This window comes from Tropicibacter naphthalenivorans, assembly GCF_900176475.1.
Classification (GTDB): domain Bacteria; phylum Pseudomonadota; class Alphaproteobacteria; order Rhodobacterales; family Rhodobacteraceae; genus Tropicibacter; species Tropicibacter naphthalenivorans.
In genome coordinates this window covers 14081-29178 of sequence record NZ_FWXX01000005.1, presented here as the reverse complement: position 1 = coordinate 29178, position 15098 = coordinate 14081, and the positions used below count along the sequence as shown (strand labels likewise).

The window sequence follows — 15098 nt, the reverse complement described above, 5'->3', positions numbered from 1 at the left end:
ATAAAGGCAAAAATAAAGGTGCAGACCGTTCGATCTGCACCCTACCCCAGACAATCGCCCGGTATTATCAAGTTTTCACAGAAGATGCTTGTGCCGAAACACAAAGCTCACGCCCAAGAATTAGGCAGCGTCCTCTTCTTCGGCCTGCTGACGCGCCCAAAGCGCCGCATAGCGCCCCCCGCGCGCCAGCAGCGCGTCATGAGTGCCTTCCTCGACCACTTCGCCGTTTTGCAGCACCACGATGCGGTCGGCGTCGGCGATGGTCGACAGCCGGTGCGCGATGGTGATGACGGTGCGCCCTTCGCCGGCGCGGCGCAGCGCCTCTTGGATGGACGCCTCGGTTTCAGTGTCCAATGCGCTGGTCGCCTCGTCCAGCAGCAGGATCGGCGGGTTCTTGAGCAGGGTGCGCGCAATGCCCACCCGCTGTTTTTCGCCGCCCGACAGCTTCAGGCCCCGCTCGCCCACCTGGGTGTCGTAGCCTTCGGGCAAGGAGGTGATAAAGTCGTGGATCTGCGCGGACTTGGCGGCGGCGATGATCTCTGCTTCGGTGGCGCCATCCCGGCCATAGCCGATGTTGTAACGGATGGTGTCGTTGAACAGGACGGTGTCCTGCGGCACCACGCCAATCGCCGCGTGCAGGCTGTCTTGGGTGACGTCACGCACGTCCTGCCCGTCGATCTGCACCGCCCCGCCCTGCACGTCATAAAAGCGGAACAAGAGCCGCCCGATGGTCGACTTGCCCGACCCAGACGGGCCGACCAGCGCGACATTCTCGCCCGCGCCGACATTCACCGACACGCCTTTCAGGATCGGCCGCGACGGGTCATAGCCAAAGGCCACATCGCGCAAGGCCACCGCGCCACCGCTGACCTTGATGTCCGGCGCGCCGGGCTTGTCCGCCACCTCGGTCGGTTGTTCGAGCAGGTCGAACATCTCGCCCATGTCCACAAGGCTCTGGCGGATCTCGCGGTACACCGTCCCGAGAAAGTTCAGCGGCATGGTGATCTGGATCATGTAGGCGTTGACCATGACGAAATCGCCCACGGTCAGATCGCCATTCTGCACGCCAAACGCCGCCATCACCATCACCGACACAAGGCCCGTGGTGATGATCGCGCTTTGGCCCGCGTTCAGCATCGCCAGCGAGGTCGCCGTCTTGATCGCCGCGCTTTCGTAATGCCGCATGGCCCCGTCATAGCGCTGCGCCTCGCGCGCCTCGGCCCCAAAGTACTTGACGGTTTCAAAGTTCAGCAGGCTGTCGATGGCCTTTTGGTTGGCGTCGGTGTCCTGCTTGTTCATCTCGCGGCGCAGTTTGACGCGCCATTCGGTCACCGCGAAGGTGAACCAGACGTAAAGGGTGATGACCACCATGACGACCAGCATGTACCAGACATCCAAGAGGAAAAACAAAGCGATAGAGACAAGAAGCAGTTCCAGCGCCAAGGGCCCAACGCTGAACAGCATGAACCGCAAGAGGAAGTCTACCCCCTTGACCCCACGTTCGATGATGCGGCTCAGGCCGCCAGTCTTGCGGGTGATGTGATAGCGCATGGACAGGCGGTGAATATGCGAAAACGTCTCAAGCGCCAGCGTCCGCAAGGCCCGCTGCCCCACCTTGGCAAAGATCGCGTCCCGCAGCTGTTGAAAGGCCACCGTCATCAGCCGCGCCATGCCATAGGCCACGGTCAGGCCAACCGCGCCCAGCATCAGCTCCGACACCTCGCCCGACAGCGTGTCCACCGCCAGCTTGTACAGATACGGCGTGCCAATCGCGATCAGCTTGGCAAAGACCAAGAGCGCCATGGCAATCACCACCCGCTGCTTGACCCACAGTTTGCCCTCGGGCCACAGGTACGGCCCCACCCGGCGAATGGTGCGCAAGCCCGAACGGCGTTCCTCGGCGGCGATCTCGGCAGACGTGTCTGGCGGCATGAGGCTCTCCTAAAGTCAGCCTCTCTGACTTACGCCCTGCCCCTCGGAAAGACCAGAACCCCTGCTTCTTCTCTTTTCAAATATCCAAATCCGAACCGCGCCCCACGCGCCGCCCCCAAGGGCCTACTCCCCCCGTTCCGGCAAATCAAAGATCTGGCCCGGATAGATCAGATCGGGGTCGCGGATGCGGTCGCGGTTGGCGTTGAAGACGCGGACATAATCCAGACCGTCGCCATAGCGGTCACGCGAAATCCCCCACAGGGTATGGCCCGGCTGCACGGTGATCGAGGTGATCGGCCCGTCGATCTGCGCGGCCTCAAGGACCTCGGCGCTTTCGCGCAGGAACGGGCTTTCGACGCGGGCGACCACCTGCCCCGCCTCGTCGATCTGGTCAACGCGCAGGGTGTAGGTGCCGGTGTCCACCTGCGGCAATTCAAGACGCCAGCGCCCGTCGTCGCGGATGCGCGAGGTGGTCACTGGGCGGTTGTCTAGGTACACGCGTACAAAGCCCGCTTCGCCCCCGCGCCCGGACAGAAGCACCTCGCCGCGCGCATCATAGCTGATGGAATCAAGGGCGACTTCGCCGGGGGCCAGCGGCGCGGTCTGCAAGACTTCAATCCCGTCGGGGCCATTAAGCAAGACCGTCGGCGCGGCGGCGCTGGCCGGGGCTTGTGCGGCGGCAGGTTCGGCCCGCGCGAGGATTTGCGGATCGTCCGAGGTCGCCACGCCCGCGGCCCCGGTTGGGGCCACCGCTGCGGGAGCCTCTGGGGCCTCGGCGGTCACCTCGGGCAAAGGCGCGGGGGCAACGGCGACCTCGTCCGCCTCTGGCAAGGCGGCCTCGGCGGTCACTTCGGGCATCGGCGCGGCGGCGCCCTCTTCAGCCCCTTGCAGGGCTGCCTCGGGGGGGGGCGGCGCGGCGGGGGCGCTTTCCAAGACCATGTCGGGCGTTTCAACCGGCGACAGGGCCGCCAGTTGATCGGGTTCGGGCGCGGGCATCGGGGCGATCAGGACTTCGCTGTCCGACAGCACCTCGGCCCCGTCTTGGGTGGCGCGCAAGGTCACCGACGCGCCGTCCGTCTGGTCCGACAGGTCGACAAAGGCCACGAACTGCCCGGCGCTGTCCACCACGGTTTCCGCCACGGCGGCACCGTTGACGATGACCTCTAACACGGCGCCGGGCGCGCCTTGGCCAGCGACCAGCGTGTTGCCATCCGCTTCGGCGCGGACGATGTCAAAGCTTGGGACTTCGGGGGCGGCGTCCTCTGCGACGTCGGGCGGAACTGCGACTTCGGGCGCGGTCTCTGGGTCGGCGGGGCCCGCGTCCATGTCCAAAGGCGCATCTAGCACCGGGGCCACGGCGGGCGGTGCGGGCACGGGTGTGACTTCGGGCGCGACCTGCGGCGCAGGCGCAGCCGCCACCAAGGGCGCAGGCTCTGGCGCTTTGGGCGCATCGGCCAGCGGCGCGCCATCGGTGCCCAACGTGATCCAGCCCTGTGCCACCGCCAGCGCCACCACGCCCGCGGTGCCAGCAACAGCCAGCGAAGAAATCATTGCTTTCGTGCTCATGGCAGCCTTTTTCCGTCCTCCCCTCGCAGCCCCCCAGCCGCAAGGTGCGCAATTGTGCGCCTATCCCCGTTACGCTAACAAGCCTAAAGTTACGTTTACCATCCCCCAGAAGGCCCCACCCATGTCGATCAAGTCCATCTGTGTCTATTGTGGCTCACGCTTTGGCACCCAGCCCGCCTATACCGAGCAAGCCACCGCCCTGGGTCGCGCCATTGCAGAGCACGGCTGGCGCTTGGTCTATGGCGCGGGGGACGTGGGCCTGATGGGCACGGTGGCCTGCGCCACGCAGGACGCGGGCGGCGAGACCTTTGGCGTCATCCCCGAGCACCTCTTGCGCCGCGAGGTCGGCAAGACCGATCTGACCAGCTTTATCGTCACCGAGACCATGCACGAGCGCAAGAAGGTCATGGTGATGAACGCCGACGCCATCGTGGTGATGCCCGGCGGCCCCGGCACCTTGGACGAGTTCTTTGAGGTGCTCACGTGGCGGCAGCTGGGCCTGCACGACAAGCCGATCGTGGTGATGGATGTCCAAGGTTTTTGGGGACCGCTGCGGGCGCTCTTGGATCACGTCAGCGATCACGGCTTTGCCGATGCGTCGCTGCTGGACTACGTTCAATACGGCAGCGATGCGTCCGAGGTCTGCGCCATTTTGCGCCGCGCTCTTTCCTGAGCGAGGCTTTTGGCCTGAGAGAGGCTGCTGGCGGAATAGAGCGCCAGCCCCGCCCAGATCAGGCCAAAGGCGATGGCGTGCACGGGCGTGAAGGCTTCGCCAAAGATCACCACGGCGCAAAGGAATTGCAGCGTCGGGTTGAGGTATTGCAGCAGGCCCACGGTGGCCATGTTGACCCGCTGCGCGGCGGCGGTGAACAGCACAAGCGGCAGCGCGGTGATGATGCCAGAGAAGATGAGCAACCCGAGGGTATACAGGTCGGCGATCCCTGCCCCGCCCGGGCCGACGTGGATCAGCCAAAGGGCCGCGGGCACAGCAAGCAAACCCGCCTCGGCGGTGACAGAGGCGACCGGGCCCATGGGCAGGCGCTTTTTCACCAGACCATAGAGGCCAAAGGTCGTGGACAGCACCAGCGAGATCCACGGCAGAATGCCAAGGCCGATGGACAGCGTCAGCACCCCCGCCGCCGCAAGGCTCACCGCGCCCCATTGCCATAGGCTCAGCCGTTCGCGCAGGACAACGACGCCCAGCAGCACGGCGATCAGCGGAAAGATGTAATAGCCCAGCGAGGTTTCCGTCACCCGGCCCGCGATCACCGACCAGATGAACAGGAACCAGTTGCAGCCCACCATCAGCGCCGCAAAGACCACCGTGGCAAAGACGCGGGGCGATGCCACCGCCCCCCTGAGCGCGCGCAAGTCCCCTTGCAGCGCCAGCACGCCCGCGAAAACCACCGTCGACCAAACGGTGCGATGCGCCATCAGCTCTAGCGGAGGCACATGGGTTAGCAGTTTGTAGTAAAGCGGCGACAGCCCCCAGATCGAACAAGCGCCGATCATCAGGAGGATGCCTTGTCTGGCTTGATTGGTGGGGTGGCTCATAGCGCTATTGCTGCGCCCCCGCCCGCCGATGTGCAATCGCAAAAGCGACAGCGCAAACGAAAAACCGGGACGCACATTCCTGCACGCCCCGGCTTTGATCACATCCGATGGATGGAAATTACAGGCGCGAGGCCACGTTTTCCCAGTTCACCAGGTTGTCGAGGAAGTTCGCAAGATACGCCGGACGCTTGTTGCGGAAGTCGATGTAGTAGGAGTGCTCCCACACGTCACAGCCCAGCAGCGCGGTCTGGCCAAAGCACAGCGGGTTCACGCCGTTCTCGGTCTTGGTGACTTTGAGGCCGCCGTCGGTGTCCTTGACCAGCCATGCCCAGCCCGAACCGAACTGGCCCGCGCCCGCGGCGGCGAAGTCTTCCTTGAACTTGTCAACGGTGCCGAAGGATTCCTTGATGGCGGCTTCCAGCTCGGACGGCATGGTCTTGCCGCCGGGGCCCATCATTTCCCAGAACTGGGTGTGGTTCCAGTGCTGCGAAGCGTTGTTGAAGATGCCGTTCTGGGCAACCGCGCCGGCCTGGTAGGTGCCTTTGACGATCTCTTCGACGGATTTGCCTTCCCACTCGGTGCCGGCGATCAGCTTGTTGCCGTTGTCGACATAAGCTTTGTGGTGGATATCGTGGTGATATTCCATGGTCTCCTGGGACATGCCCATAGAGGCCAGCGCGTCATGTGCGTAGGGAAGATCGGGAAGTTCGAAAGCCATGGTGTCACCTCTTTTGTGATGTGGCGAATTGTTACCGCAATACCTGTCGCGGCGATGGGGCAAGGTCAAGGCTTGGGTTAAAAAATTCCCGGCCCGGTGGTCACTTCTTGAGTCGATTGACCTGGCAGGTGCCACCTTTGTTGAACATGTTGCCATAACCCTGCGGCTGGGCAACGACGGTCACGCGGTGGTCGGCCTTGGTCACGGTGGCGCGGTAGCGCATGATCACCCGCTGGTTGGTCGCCGAGCGCATTTCGAGGTTCCATTTGACCGACAGACGCTTGGCGTTGTCCTTGGTCACGGTGCCGTCCAGCGGCTGGCCGTTGTTAAAGCCCAGGATCGCGGGGTCCGAGACGATGACTTTGCCCGTGTCGGTGTCGTGGGCGATGAAAATCGTGGGGGAAATCCACTCCAGCTCGCGCGCGCCGCTCATGATGCAGTTGTAGCCAAGCGTTTCGGCAAAAACGGGCATCGCCGCCAGCGTCAGACCGGCGGCGAGGGAAAGCGTTTTCAACATGTCCGTGTCCTGTCGTTAAGTGACGCCACTATGAGACAGGGCCAAATCGGGCGCAACCCAAGCGGGTGGCGCCCGTGGTTTAGGCAGTGGCTTAATCCGGGGCTTAGGCGGTGAACACGCCCACCTCGGAACCGGTCACGGACACGGCGCGCAGGGTGTTGAACATGTATTCGGCCACCGAGCGGAAGCAAAAGACATGCGCCGTTTCCGCGTCCGCCAGCCAAAAGCCCGCAGCCACCTGGGCAAAGCGGGTGCGGCGCACCTCGCCGGGGGCGAAGGCGGCGGGGGACAGATCCACCGGGGCGATCTTGGCGATCACCTCGCGGACGGCTGCGCCCTTGAGGATGAACTGCGCCCGCGCGTCCGAGACGTTGACGGCCAGAAAATGCGTCCCCGCCAGCGCGGTGTCCAAGGTGGCCACGGCGGCGTCGGCCTCTGCATAAGGCAGCAGGATCAGCAGCTCGTCCGGGGACATCCACAAGAGGCCGTAGTCGCCGTTGGTGTTGGCCCCGCGCTGGCCGGGCATGGCAGCGCCGGTCAGGTCGGTGACGGCCTTGATCAAGGCTTCGGACGACAGATCGCCGCGCAGGGTGATCATCCCCGCCGGGCCATGTTCGGCCACGGTGACGATGCCTTGGGAGGATGCGCCGCCAAGCGGCAGGACAGGCTTAGACATTCTGCTTCTCCCCTTCGGGGTCAAAGAACACCGGGCTGACGATGGTCGCCCGAACGATGGTTTCGCCATCGGCGCACATGAACGGGATGCTCTCGCCCATGCGATCCGGACCGTTCAGCACGAGGCCCATGGCGATGCCCTTTTTCAAGGTCGGCGAATAATAGGTCGAGGTCACGCGCCCTTGGGTGTTGCACTGCTTGTTGGCGTTGTGGCCGCTGGCGACCGCATAGGCGCCATCGGGCAGAACCGAGCCATCCTCGGTTTCAAGGCCCACCAGCTGCCAGCGCGACGGATCGGTCATGTGGCTCCGCTGTTGCGCGCGCTTGCCGATGTAGTCCTCTTTCTTTTTCGAGATCGCCCAGTTCAGCCCCAGATCCTGCGGGATCACGGTGCCGTCGGTTTCGTCCCCGATCATGATAAAGCCCTTTTCGGCGCGCATGACGTGCAACGCCTCGGTGCCATAGGGGGTCACGTTGAACTCTGCCCCGGCCTCGATCAGCTTGTCCCAGAAATCGCGGCCCTGGTTCGCAGGCACGCCAACCTCGAACGACAGCTCACCCGAGAACGAAATGCGGAAGACGCGGGCGCGGGTCCCGGCCAGCTCGCCGTCTTTCCATTCCATGAAGGCGAGGTTTTCCTTGGACAGATCCATGCCGCCAAGCTTCTCCAGCACCTTGCGGGCGTTGGGGCCGACCACGGCGAATTGCGCCCACTGCTCGGTGACGTTAGCGGTGTAGACCTGCCAATCCCACCATTCAGTTTGCAGCCATTCCTCCATGTGGGCGTGGATGCGATCCGCGCCGCCGGTGGTGGTGTGACACAGGAAGGTGTCCTCGTCCAAACGCGCGACCACACCGTCATCGGACAGGAACCCGTTTTCCGAGCACATCAGGCCATAGCGGCATTTGCCCGGCTTCAGGGTGCTCATCATGTTGGTGTAGAGCATGTCCATGAACTTGCCCGCGTCAGGGCCTTTGACGATGATCTTGCCCAGCGTGGATGCGTCAAGCAAACCAAGGCTTTGGCGGGTGGCGTTCACCTCACGCGTGACCGCGTCATGCTTGGACTCGCCGGACCTAGGATAGCAGTAGGGACGCCGCCATTGACCGACCGGCTCCCACGCCGCGCCATGCGCTTCGTGCCACGCGTGGATCGGGGTCTTGCGGATCGGCTGAAAGATGTCACCGCGCGCCTCGCCGCCAATCGCCCCCATCGAGATGGGGGTATAGGGCGGACGGAAGGTGGTGGTGCCGACCTGCGGGATGCTTTCATTCAAAGCATTAGAAAGCGTCGCCAAGCCGTTGATGTTGCTCAACTTACCCTGATCGGTCGCCATGCCCAGCGTGGTGTAGCGCTTGGTGTGTTCGACGCTCTCGTAGCCCTCTTTGGCGGCGAGCTGCACGTCGGAGACTTTGACGTCGTTCTGGTAGTCCAGCCAGGTCTTGAGACGCAGATCATAGCTTGCGCCCTGCGGCATCAGCCAGACTTGCTCCATGGCGGCCTCGGGCTGTGCCTCGGCGGTGGGGGCGCTGCCCGTCGCGGTGAAGCCAACCGCAGAAGCCACGGATTTCGCAACGGCGTCAGCGTCTTGCATGACGTCGTTCAACTGCAAGTACCCGTTGGCCGCGCCTGCCACGGCGACAAAGGGCTTGCCGTCGTGCGAGGTGGGCGCGCGGGAGGCGTCGGGGCGGAAGAAGGCCTGTTCCTCGTCCCAGGTCAGCTTGCCGCCGCAATGCGACCACAGGTGCACCACCGGGGACCAGCCGCCGGACATGGCGACGCATTCGCAGGGGATTTCCTCGATGGTCGCGCCTTCGCCCTGCTGGTTGCAGAGCATCACGCCCTTGACGCGCTTGCCGCCAAGCACCTTGGCCACGCCGCGGCCAGTTTCGACCCGGATGCCCAGAGCCTTGGCCTCGGCCATCAGAGCGCCGCCGCCGGTGTGGCGCGCGTCGATGATCGCGGGCACGTCCATGCCGAGGTTTTTCAGAGCAATCGCAGTGCGATAGGCGTCGTCGTTGTTGGTTACAACCACGGTGCGATCGCCGACGGAGACGCCGTAGTTCACCGCGTAGTCGCGCACGGCAGAGGCCAGCACCACGCCGGGGATGTCGTTGCCTGCAAAGCTCAGCGGGCGTTCGATCGCGCCGGTGGCGGTGATGATCTGCTTGGTGCGGATCTTCCACAGACGGTGACGCGGCCCCGGCATCTGCGGCGCGTGGTCGGTCAGACGCTCGTAGCCCAGCATATAGCCGTGGTCATAAACCCCTGCGCCCATCATCCGGGTGCGGATGGTGACATTGGGCATGTTTTCAAGCGCTTGCAGCGTGTCGTTGATCCAGTCCTCGGCGGGTTTGCCGTCGATGGTGCCGCCGTCCACGGGCGCGCGGCCACCCCAATGCGGGGTCTGTTCCATCAGCAGGACCGATGCACCGCTTTCGCCTGCGGCCTTGGCCGCTTGCAGGCCCGCGACGCCGCCGCCCACCACGACCACGTCGTAGAAAGCGTAGAAGTGTTCATAGGTGTCGGGGTCGCGCGCCTCTGCGTCGGGGGCTTTGCCCAGACCGGCGGACTGGCGGATAAAGGGTTCATACAGGTGCTTCCAGAACGGACGCGGGTGGATGAACATCTTGTAGTAGAAACCGGCGGTCAGAAAGCGCCCGAACAGCCCGTTCACCGCACCGATGTCGTAATCGAGGTTCGGCCAGTGGTTCTGGGAGGTGGCAGTCAGACCGTCGAAAAGCTCGGTGGTGGTGGCGCGCTGGTTCGGCTCGTGCTTGTCGCCCTTGCCGAGGTTGACCAGAGCGTTCGGCTCTTCGGCGCCAGAGGCGACCACACCGCGCGGGCGGTGGTATTTGAACGAGCGGCCCATCATCATCTGGTCGTTGGCCAGCAGCGCAGAGGCCAGCGTATCGCCCGCGACCCCGGTCAGGCGTTTGCCGTTGAAGGTGAATTCGATCTGTTTCGAACGGTCGGTGAGGCGACCGCCCTTGGCGAGACGTGTGCTCATGATGTCAGGCCCTCGCGCGTGGGAAGCGGGTGGAATTGGATATTTGGAAAGAGAAGAAGCATCAGGAGAAGTCTCTCCATTTGAAGCCGGGGCGCTTGGCGCGGATCGTCTCTAGCAGGTCCTCGGGCGGGGTGGAGGTCTGGGCGGTGTAGGTGCCGAAGACTTCCATGGTGTTGGTGTCGCGCGCCGCGTGGAACCACTTGCCGCAGCCATTGGCGTGGCGCCAGCGTTCAAAGTGCACGCCCTTGGGGTTTTCGCGGGCGAACATGTAGCCCTCGAACTCTTCGTCGGAGGAGCCGGGGCCAAAGCGTTTGAGATGCGCTTCGCCGCCTGCGGTCAGTTCGGTTTCTTCGGCGTGGACGCCGCAATAGGGGCATTCAAGGATTAGCATGTCCGTATCTCCTTGCGGCTTAGTGGGCGACGCCGGCGGCGACGGATTCGTCGATGAACCGGCCTTCGCGGAAGCGGGTGAGCGAGAATTCCTCGGTCAGGGGTGAGTGGCCCTTGGCCATCAGTTCGGCAAAGCCCCAGCCCGAGCCCGGGATCGCCTTGAAGCCGCCCGTCCCCCAACCGCAGTTGATAAAGACGTTTTCCACCGGGGTTTTCGACAGGATGGGCGAGCGGTCGCCGGTCATGTCCACGATACCGCCCCACTGGCGCAGCATTTTCAGGCGCGAGATCATCGGGAAGGTTTCGACCAGCGCGCGCACGGTTTCCTCGACGTGGTGGAAAGAGCCGCGCTGCGTGTAGGCGTTGTAGCTGTCGGTGCCGCCGCCAATGACCATTTCGCCCTTGTCCGACTGCGACATATAGCCGTGCACGGTGTTCGCCATGACCACGCAGTCCATGCAGGGTTTGATCGGCTCAGAGACCAGCGCCTGAAGCGGGGCCGCCTCGACCGGCAGTTTGAAGCCCGCCATTTCCGCCAGTTGGCCCGAGTGGCCCGCCACGACGATGCCCAGCTTGTCACAGGCGATGTGGCCCTTGGTGGTGTCGACGCCGGTGACGCGGCCTGCAACGCGGGTGACACCGGTGACCTCGCACTTTTGGATGATGTCCATGCCCATGTCAGAGCACGCACGCGCATAGCCCCAGGCCACGGCGTCGTGGCGCGCGGTGCCGGCGCGTTCCTGCCACAGCGCGCCCAGAACGGGGTAGCGCGGGCCGTGGATGTTCATGATCGGCACGATTTCCTTGACGCGCTCGGGGGTGATGAACTCTGTCTTGACGCCTTGCAGCGCGTTGGCGTGGGCCGTGCGCTGGTAGCCGCGGACTTCGTGTTCGGTCTGCGCCAGCATCATCACGCCGCGCGGGCTGAACATGACGTTGTAGTTCAGGTCCTGCGACATCGTCTCGTACAGATCGCGGGCCTTTTCGTAGATCGCCGCCGACGGATCCTGCAGGTAGTTCGAGCGGATGATCGTGGTGTTGCGCCCGGTGTTGCCGCCGCCCAGCCAACCCTTTTCGATCACCGCCACATTGGTGATGCCAAAGTTCTTGCCAAGGTAATAGGCCGTGGCCAGCCCGTGGCCCCCGGCCCCGACGATCACCACGTCATAGCGTTTCTTGGGCTGCGCGTTGCGCCAGGCCCGTTCCCATCCGGTGTGGCCCCGTAGGGCTTCGCGGGCGATGGCAAAGGCGGAATATCGTTTCATGAGCGCTCGAATCCGATCTGCTAGGTCTTAGGCGATAAATGCCTAAATTCCTTAATACGCCCCTTGCTGCAACCGTCACTTGGGGGTGCAGTTGCGACATGGGGTGACATCGCGACGTTTTGCCCTTTTTTCCAAGGGCCATGCGCCTTAGATGAACACCACTCGGAAGGGGAGGCAACATGACGTTCTGGATTGTGACGAGCTTGGCGACGCTGGCGCTGACGGCGAGCTTGGTGATGGCGGTGCTGCGCGGGCGGCGCGAAACCGGCCCGGCAGAGGCGTTTGACCTGCAAGTCTACCGCGACCAGCTGTCGGAAATCGAACGCGATGCCGCCTCTGGCAAGATCCCCGCCGAAGAAGCGGAACGCCTCAAGGTTGAAATCTCGCGCCGGATCCTGTCGGCCGATGCCAAGCTGCGCGCCGGGGCCGAGACCGGCGGCCAGCCGCGCGCCGCCGCTGTGGTGATGTCGGCGCTGATGGCGCTGGTGCTGCTGGGCGGGGGCTTTGGCCTGTACACTTGGCTCGGCGCCCCCGGCTACCCCGACCTGCCGCTGCAAGCGCGCAAGGACGCCGCCGAAGAGGCCCGCAAAAGCCGCCCCTCGCAGGCCGACGCCGAGGCGCGCGTGCCTGCGCAGGCCAACCCAGAGGTGCCCGCCGAATACATGGATCTGGTGACCAAACTGCGCGAGGCGGTGGCCAACCGCCCCGACGATTTGCAAGGCCACGTGCTGCTTGCCCGCTCCGAAGCGGCGATCGGCAACTACAAGGCCTCCTATCAGGCCCAAGCCCGGATCGTGCAACTCAAGGGCGAGGATGCTACCGCCAAGGACTACGCCGACCTGGCTGATATGATGATCCTCGCCGCCGGGGGCTTTGTCTCTCCCGAGGCGCAGAAAGTCATCGAAAAGACCCTCTCCATCGACCCGCGCAACGAGGTCGCGCGCTTTTACGGCGGGCTGATGATGGCCCAGACCGGCCGCCCCGACATCGGCTTTCGCATGTGGGACGAGCTGCTGCGCAACAGCGCGCCGGACGCCCCTTGGGTCCAGCCGATCCGGCAGCAGATCGAGGAAATGGCCTTCCGCGCCGGGGTCTCCGACTACCAATTGCCCGCGCAAACCCCGCCGATGCTGCGCGGCCCCTCCTCCGATGACGTGGCCGCCGCCGCCGAGCTGACCGGCGAAGAACGCATGGACATGATCCGCGGCATGGTCGGCCAACTCTCCGAACGTCTCGCCACCGAAGGCGGCACCCCGCAGGAATGGTCGCGCCTGATCTCCTCGCTCACGGTGCTGGGCAATATGGAACAAGCCACCGAAATCTGGGTCGAGGCGCAAACCGTCTTTGCCAACGAACCCGAAGCTCTCGCCACCATCCGCAGCGCCGCCCAAAACGCGGGTGTCGCCGACTAACCCCAAGAACCCCAAGGTCTTCTTCTCTTTACAAATATCCCGGGGGAGCCGCTTTGCGGCGGGGGCAGAGCCCCCTCCTCCCCCCAAAAAAATCAAACCTCCGGTGTGACCCCAATCAAAAAGCGCCCGATATGATCCACGACGACATCGCAGACTTCGCCCCCGCCCTGCCCCCGATGACGGCGCTCGCGGGCCTTGACCTTGGCACCAAGACCATCGGCGTCGCCGTCTCCGACAGCCTGCGGCAGGTCGCGACCCCCTTGGAAACCATCAAGCGCAAGAAGTTCACCACCGACGCCGAAGCCCTTCTGGCCATCCTGCAAAAACGCGCCATCACCGGGATCATCCTCGGCCTGCCGCGCAATATGGACGGCACCGAAGGCCCGCGCTGTCAGGCCACCCGCGCCTTTGCCCGCAACTTTTCGCGGCTCTGGGACGGGCAGATCACCTATTGGGACGAACGCCTGTCCACCGTCGCCGCCGAACGCGCCCTGCTAGAGGCGGATACGTCCAGAAAACGTCGCGCCGAGGTGATCGACCACGTCGCCGCCTCTTATATCCTGCAAGGAGCGCTGGACCGCCTGCGCCACCTGAACACCTAAGAGACCTCTCATGACCGACCACATCTGGAAACGACAAGAGATCGAAAGCCCCTGCACCAAGGTCTGCGTCATCCACCCGGCGGCGCGCATCTGCACCGGCTGTTTTCGCTCGATCGACGAGATCACCCGCTGGTCAAAAATGACCCACGAGGAGCGCCGCGAAACGATGAAGGCCCTCCCGTCACGGGAAGGCCTCTTGAAACAACGTCGTGGCGGACGGGCTGCCCGGTTGGCGGACAGCTAGGGTCAGACCTCTTCGATCGTCACCACTTCGACCAGCACCACGTTCTCAAGGCTAAAGCCAGAGGTCGCGCCACCGGTGATATAAGCCAGCTCGGTGGACACATCGCCATCGGTGTAGAACAGCTGCACGTCCTCGGTGCCGTCCACTGCGACAACCGACAGATCGTCCAGCGTCACATCGCTGCCCACGCCCACTTGCAGCACGTCGGCCTCGTCCCCGGTGGTGACAAAATCGGTGATGGTGGTCGAGCCTTCGCTCACCGGCAGATCGGTCCAGAACACGTCCGCCCCGGCCCCGCCGGTCATCACGTCGTCGCCCATGCCGCCCACCAGCGTATCGGCCCCCGCGCCGCCGTCCAGGGTGTCGTCCCCTCGGCTGCCATACAGCTGGTCGTCACCATCGCCGCCAAGCAGCGTGTCATCGGCCCCACCGCCGGTCAGGTCATCATTGCCCGCGCCGCCATCCAGCAAGCTGCCCGATGTCGTGCTGCCATAGCTTTGCACGTTCAGCACATCGTCGCCGTCGCCGCCGATCAACGTGTCACTGTCACCCTCGGAGATCAGCGTGTCGTTGCCATCGCCACCGTCGAGGCTGTCCAGCCCCGGACCGGCGTCCAGCAGGTCATTGCCCAGACCACCCAGCAGCGTGTCGTTGCCCGATTGGCCATAGCCGCTGTCATTGCCGCCGCCAAGGTCCAGCACATCGTCGCCGGTGCCGCCGTGACCCAGATCGCCGCCATTGCCGCCGATCAGGCTGTCGTCGCCCGCGTCGCCATCCATCTTGTCATTGTTCGGCCCGCCATCCAGCGTGTCGTTGCCCTCACCGCCCAGCAGCTTGTCTTCGCCGAGGTTGCCGCCAAGGTGGTCGTCGCCGCCCTGCCCGCGCAGCGTGTCATTGCCGCCGTTGCCATCGACGGAGTCGTCTCCGTCGCCCGCATAGACCAGATCGTCGCCATAGAGCGCCGCCAAGGTGTCATCACCATCGGTCAGGTCCAGAACGTCATCGCCAGAGGTCGGCTGGGGCGGGTCGACCGGCTCTACCGGTGTTTCCGTTTCATCGTCATCATGGCCGCCAACGTCCACCAAGGCCCCAAGCATCAACAAGGGCAACATCGTCAGAAGATACAGCATGGGCGGACACCTGCGCTTGAATAGTTAACAATCCGTTAACCATACCACAACTGTCCGGAAAGACGAAAGAAATTCGACTCCA

General features: G+C 64.2%; 14 protein-coding genes. 4 read left to right on the top strand and 10 right to left on the bottom strand.

Going from position 1 to position 15098, the window contains the following annotated elements; all coding sequences use genetic code 11:
- Window positions 1-120: 120 nt before the first annotated feature.
- Complete coding sequence (locus tag B9A11_RS11800) at window positions 121-1932, bottom strand: ABCB family ABC transporter ATP-binding protein/permease (protein WP_058248251.1); 1812 nt, start codon at window positions 1930-1932, stop codon at window positions 121-123.
- 123 nt (window positions 1933-2055) lie between these two features.
- Complete coding sequence (locus tag B9A11_RS22095) at window positions 2056-3498, bottom strand: LysM peptidoglycan-binding domain-containing protein (RefSeq protein ID WP_058248250.1); 1443 nt, start codon at window positions 3496-3498, stop codon at window positions 2056-2058.
- A gap of 121 nt (window positions 3499-3619) precedes the next feature.
- Here B9A11_RS22095 and B9A11_RS11790 point away from each other — a divergent pair, with 121 nt between their 5' ends.
- Entirely contained in the window at window positions 3620-4171 is a 552-nt protein-coding gene (locus B9A11_RS11790) for an LOG family protein (RefSeq protein WP_058248249.1), read from the top strand.
- Here the strand turns inward: B9A11_RS11790 and rarD are convergent.
- The 7 genes from rarD to B9A11_RS11755 form a co-directional block, all read right to left on the bottom strand.
- Entirely contained in the window at window positions 4114-5052 is a 939-nt protein-coding gene (gene rarD / locus B9A11_RS11785; protein ID WP_234988817.1) for an EamA family transporter RarD, read from the bottom strand. The two genes, B9A11_RS11790 and rarD, sit on opposite strands and share 58 nt — an antisense overlap.
- A gap of 118 nt (window positions 5053-5170) precedes the next feature.
- Window positions 5171-5770, bottom strand: a complete 600-nt coding sequence (locus B9A11_RS11780; protein WP_058248247.1) for a superoxide dismutase — start codon at window positions 5768-5770, stop codon at window positions 5171-5173.
- 100 nt (window positions 5771-5870) lie between these two features.
- Entirely contained in the window at window positions 5871-6287 is a 417-nt protein-coding gene (locus tag B9A11_RS11775; protein WP_058248246.1) for a hypothetical protein, read from the bottom strand.
- Between the two features lie 103 nt (window positions 6288-6390).
- Window positions 6391-6963, bottom strand: coding sequence for a sarcosine oxidase subunit gamma (locus tag B9A11_RS11770; RefSeq protein ID WP_058248245.1), 573 nt, complete (start codon window positions 6961-6963; stop codon window positions 6391-6393).
- Window positions 6956-9973 (bottom strand): sarcosine oxidase subunit alpha family protein, encoded by a 3018-nt coding sequence (locus B9A11_RS11765; RefSeq protein ID WP_058248244.1) that lies wholly within the window; start codon window positions 9971-9973, stop codon window positions 6956-6958. Before B9A11_RS11765 ends, B9A11_RS11770 begins: the two co-directional genes overlap by 8 nt.
- A gap of 61 nt (window positions 9974-10034) precedes the next feature.
- Window positions 10035-10364, bottom strand: coding sequence for a sarcosine oxidase subunit delta (locus B9A11_RS11760; protein WP_058248243.1), 330 nt, complete (start codon window positions 10362-10364; stop codon window positions 10035-10037).
- A gap of 19 nt (window positions 10365-10383) precedes the next feature.
- On the bottom strand, window positions 10384-11628 hold the full coding sequence (locus tag B9A11_RS11755) for a sarcosine oxidase subunit beta family protein (protein ID WP_058248242.1): 1245 nt from the start codon (window positions 11626-11628) through the stop codon (window positions 10384-10386).
- A gap of 179 nt (window positions 11629-11807) precedes the next feature.
- On the opposite strand from B9A11_RS11755, the gene ccmI reads away from it, so the two are divergent.
- The 3 genes from ccmI (at window position 11808) to B9A11_RS11740 (ending at window position 13886) form a co-directional block, all read left to right on the top strand.
- Complete coding sequence (gene ccmI / locus B9A11_RS11750) at window positions 11808-13040, top strand: c-type cytochrome biogenesis protein CcmI (protein ID WP_058248241.1); 1233 nt, start codon at window positions 11808-11810, stop codon at window positions 13038-13040.
- Between the two features lie 131 nt (window positions 13041-13171).
- Window positions 13172-13642: a Holliday junction resolvase RuvX gene (gene ruvX / locus B9A11_RS11745; RefSeq protein ID WP_058248240.1), complete on the top strand. Its 471-nt coding sequence runs from the start codon at window positions 13172-13174 to the stop codon at window positions 13640-13642.
- A 10-nt stretch (window positions 13643-13652) separates the two neighbouring features.
- Window positions 13653-13886 (top strand): DUF1289 domain-containing protein, encoded by a 234-nt coding sequence (locus B9A11_RS11740; protein ID WP_058248239.1) that lies wholly within the window; start codon window positions 13653-13655, stop codon window positions 13884-13886.
- Window positions 13887-13888: 2 nt separating this feature from the next.
- Here B9A11_RS11740 and B9A11_RS11735 read toward each other — a convergent pair whose 3' ends face one another.
- On the bottom strand, window positions 13889-15016 hold the full coding sequence (locus B9A11_RS11735) for a calcium-binding protein (protein WP_058248238.1): 1128 nt from the start codon (window positions 15014-15016) through the stop codon (window positions 13889-13891).
- Window positions 15017-15098 lie beyond the last annotated feature (82 nt).

Coding starts and splice junctions, on each gene's coding strand:
- B9A11_RS11800 (WP_058248251.1), bottom strand. CDS start 1,932: ATGCCGCCAGACACGTCTGCCGAGATCGCCGCCGAGGAACGCCGTTCG.
- B9A11_RS22095 (WP_058248250.1), bottom strand. CDS start 3,498: ATGAGCACGAAAGCAATGATTTCTTCGCTGGCTGTTGCTGGCACCGCG.
- B9A11_RS11790 (WP_058248249.1), top strand. CDS start 3,620: ATGTCGATCAAGTCCATCTGTGTCTATTGTGGCTCACGCTTTGGCACC.
- rarD (WP_234988817.1), bottom strand. CDS start 5,052: ATGAGCCACCCCACCAATCAAGCCAGACAAGGCATCCTCCTGATGATC.
- B9A11_RS11780 (WP_058248247.1), bottom strand. CDS start 5,770: ATGGCTTTCGAACTTCCCGATCTTCCCTACGCACATGACGCGCTGGCC.
- B9A11_RS11775 (WP_058248246.1), bottom strand. CDS start 6,287: ATGTTGAAAACGCTTTCCCTCGCCGCCGGTCTGACGCTGGCGGCGATG.
- B9A11_RS11770 (WP_058248245.1), bottom strand. CDS start 6,963: ATGTCTAAGCCTGTCCTGCCGCTTGGCGGCGCATCCTCCCAAGGCATC.
- B9A11_RS11765 (WP_058248244.1), bottom strand. CDS start 9,973: ATGAGCACACGTCTCGCCAAGGGCGGTCGCCTCACCGACCGTTCGAAA.
- B9A11_RS11760 (WP_058248243.1), bottom strand. CDS start 10,364: ATGCTAATCCTTGAATGCCCCTATTGCGGCGTCCACGCCGAAGAAACC.
- B9A11_RS11755 (WP_058248242.1), bottom strand. CDS start 11,628: ATGAAACGATATTCCGCCTTTGCCATCGCCCGCGAAGCCCTACGGGGC.
- ccmI (WP_058248241.1), top strand. CDS start 11,808: ATGACGTTCTGGATTGTGACGAGCTTGGCGACGCTGGCGCTGACGGCG.
- ruvX (WP_058248240.1), top strand. CDS start 13,172: ATGATCCACGACGACATCGCAGACTTCGCCCCCGCCCTGCCCCCGATG.
- B9A11_RS11740 (WP_058248239.1), top strand. CDS start 13,653: ATGACCGACCACATCTGGAAACGACAAGAGATCGAAAGCCCCTGCACC.
- B9A11_RS11735 (WP_058248238.1), bottom strand. CDS start 15,016: ATGCTGTATCTTCTGACGATGTTGCCCTTGTTGATGCTTGGGGCCTTG.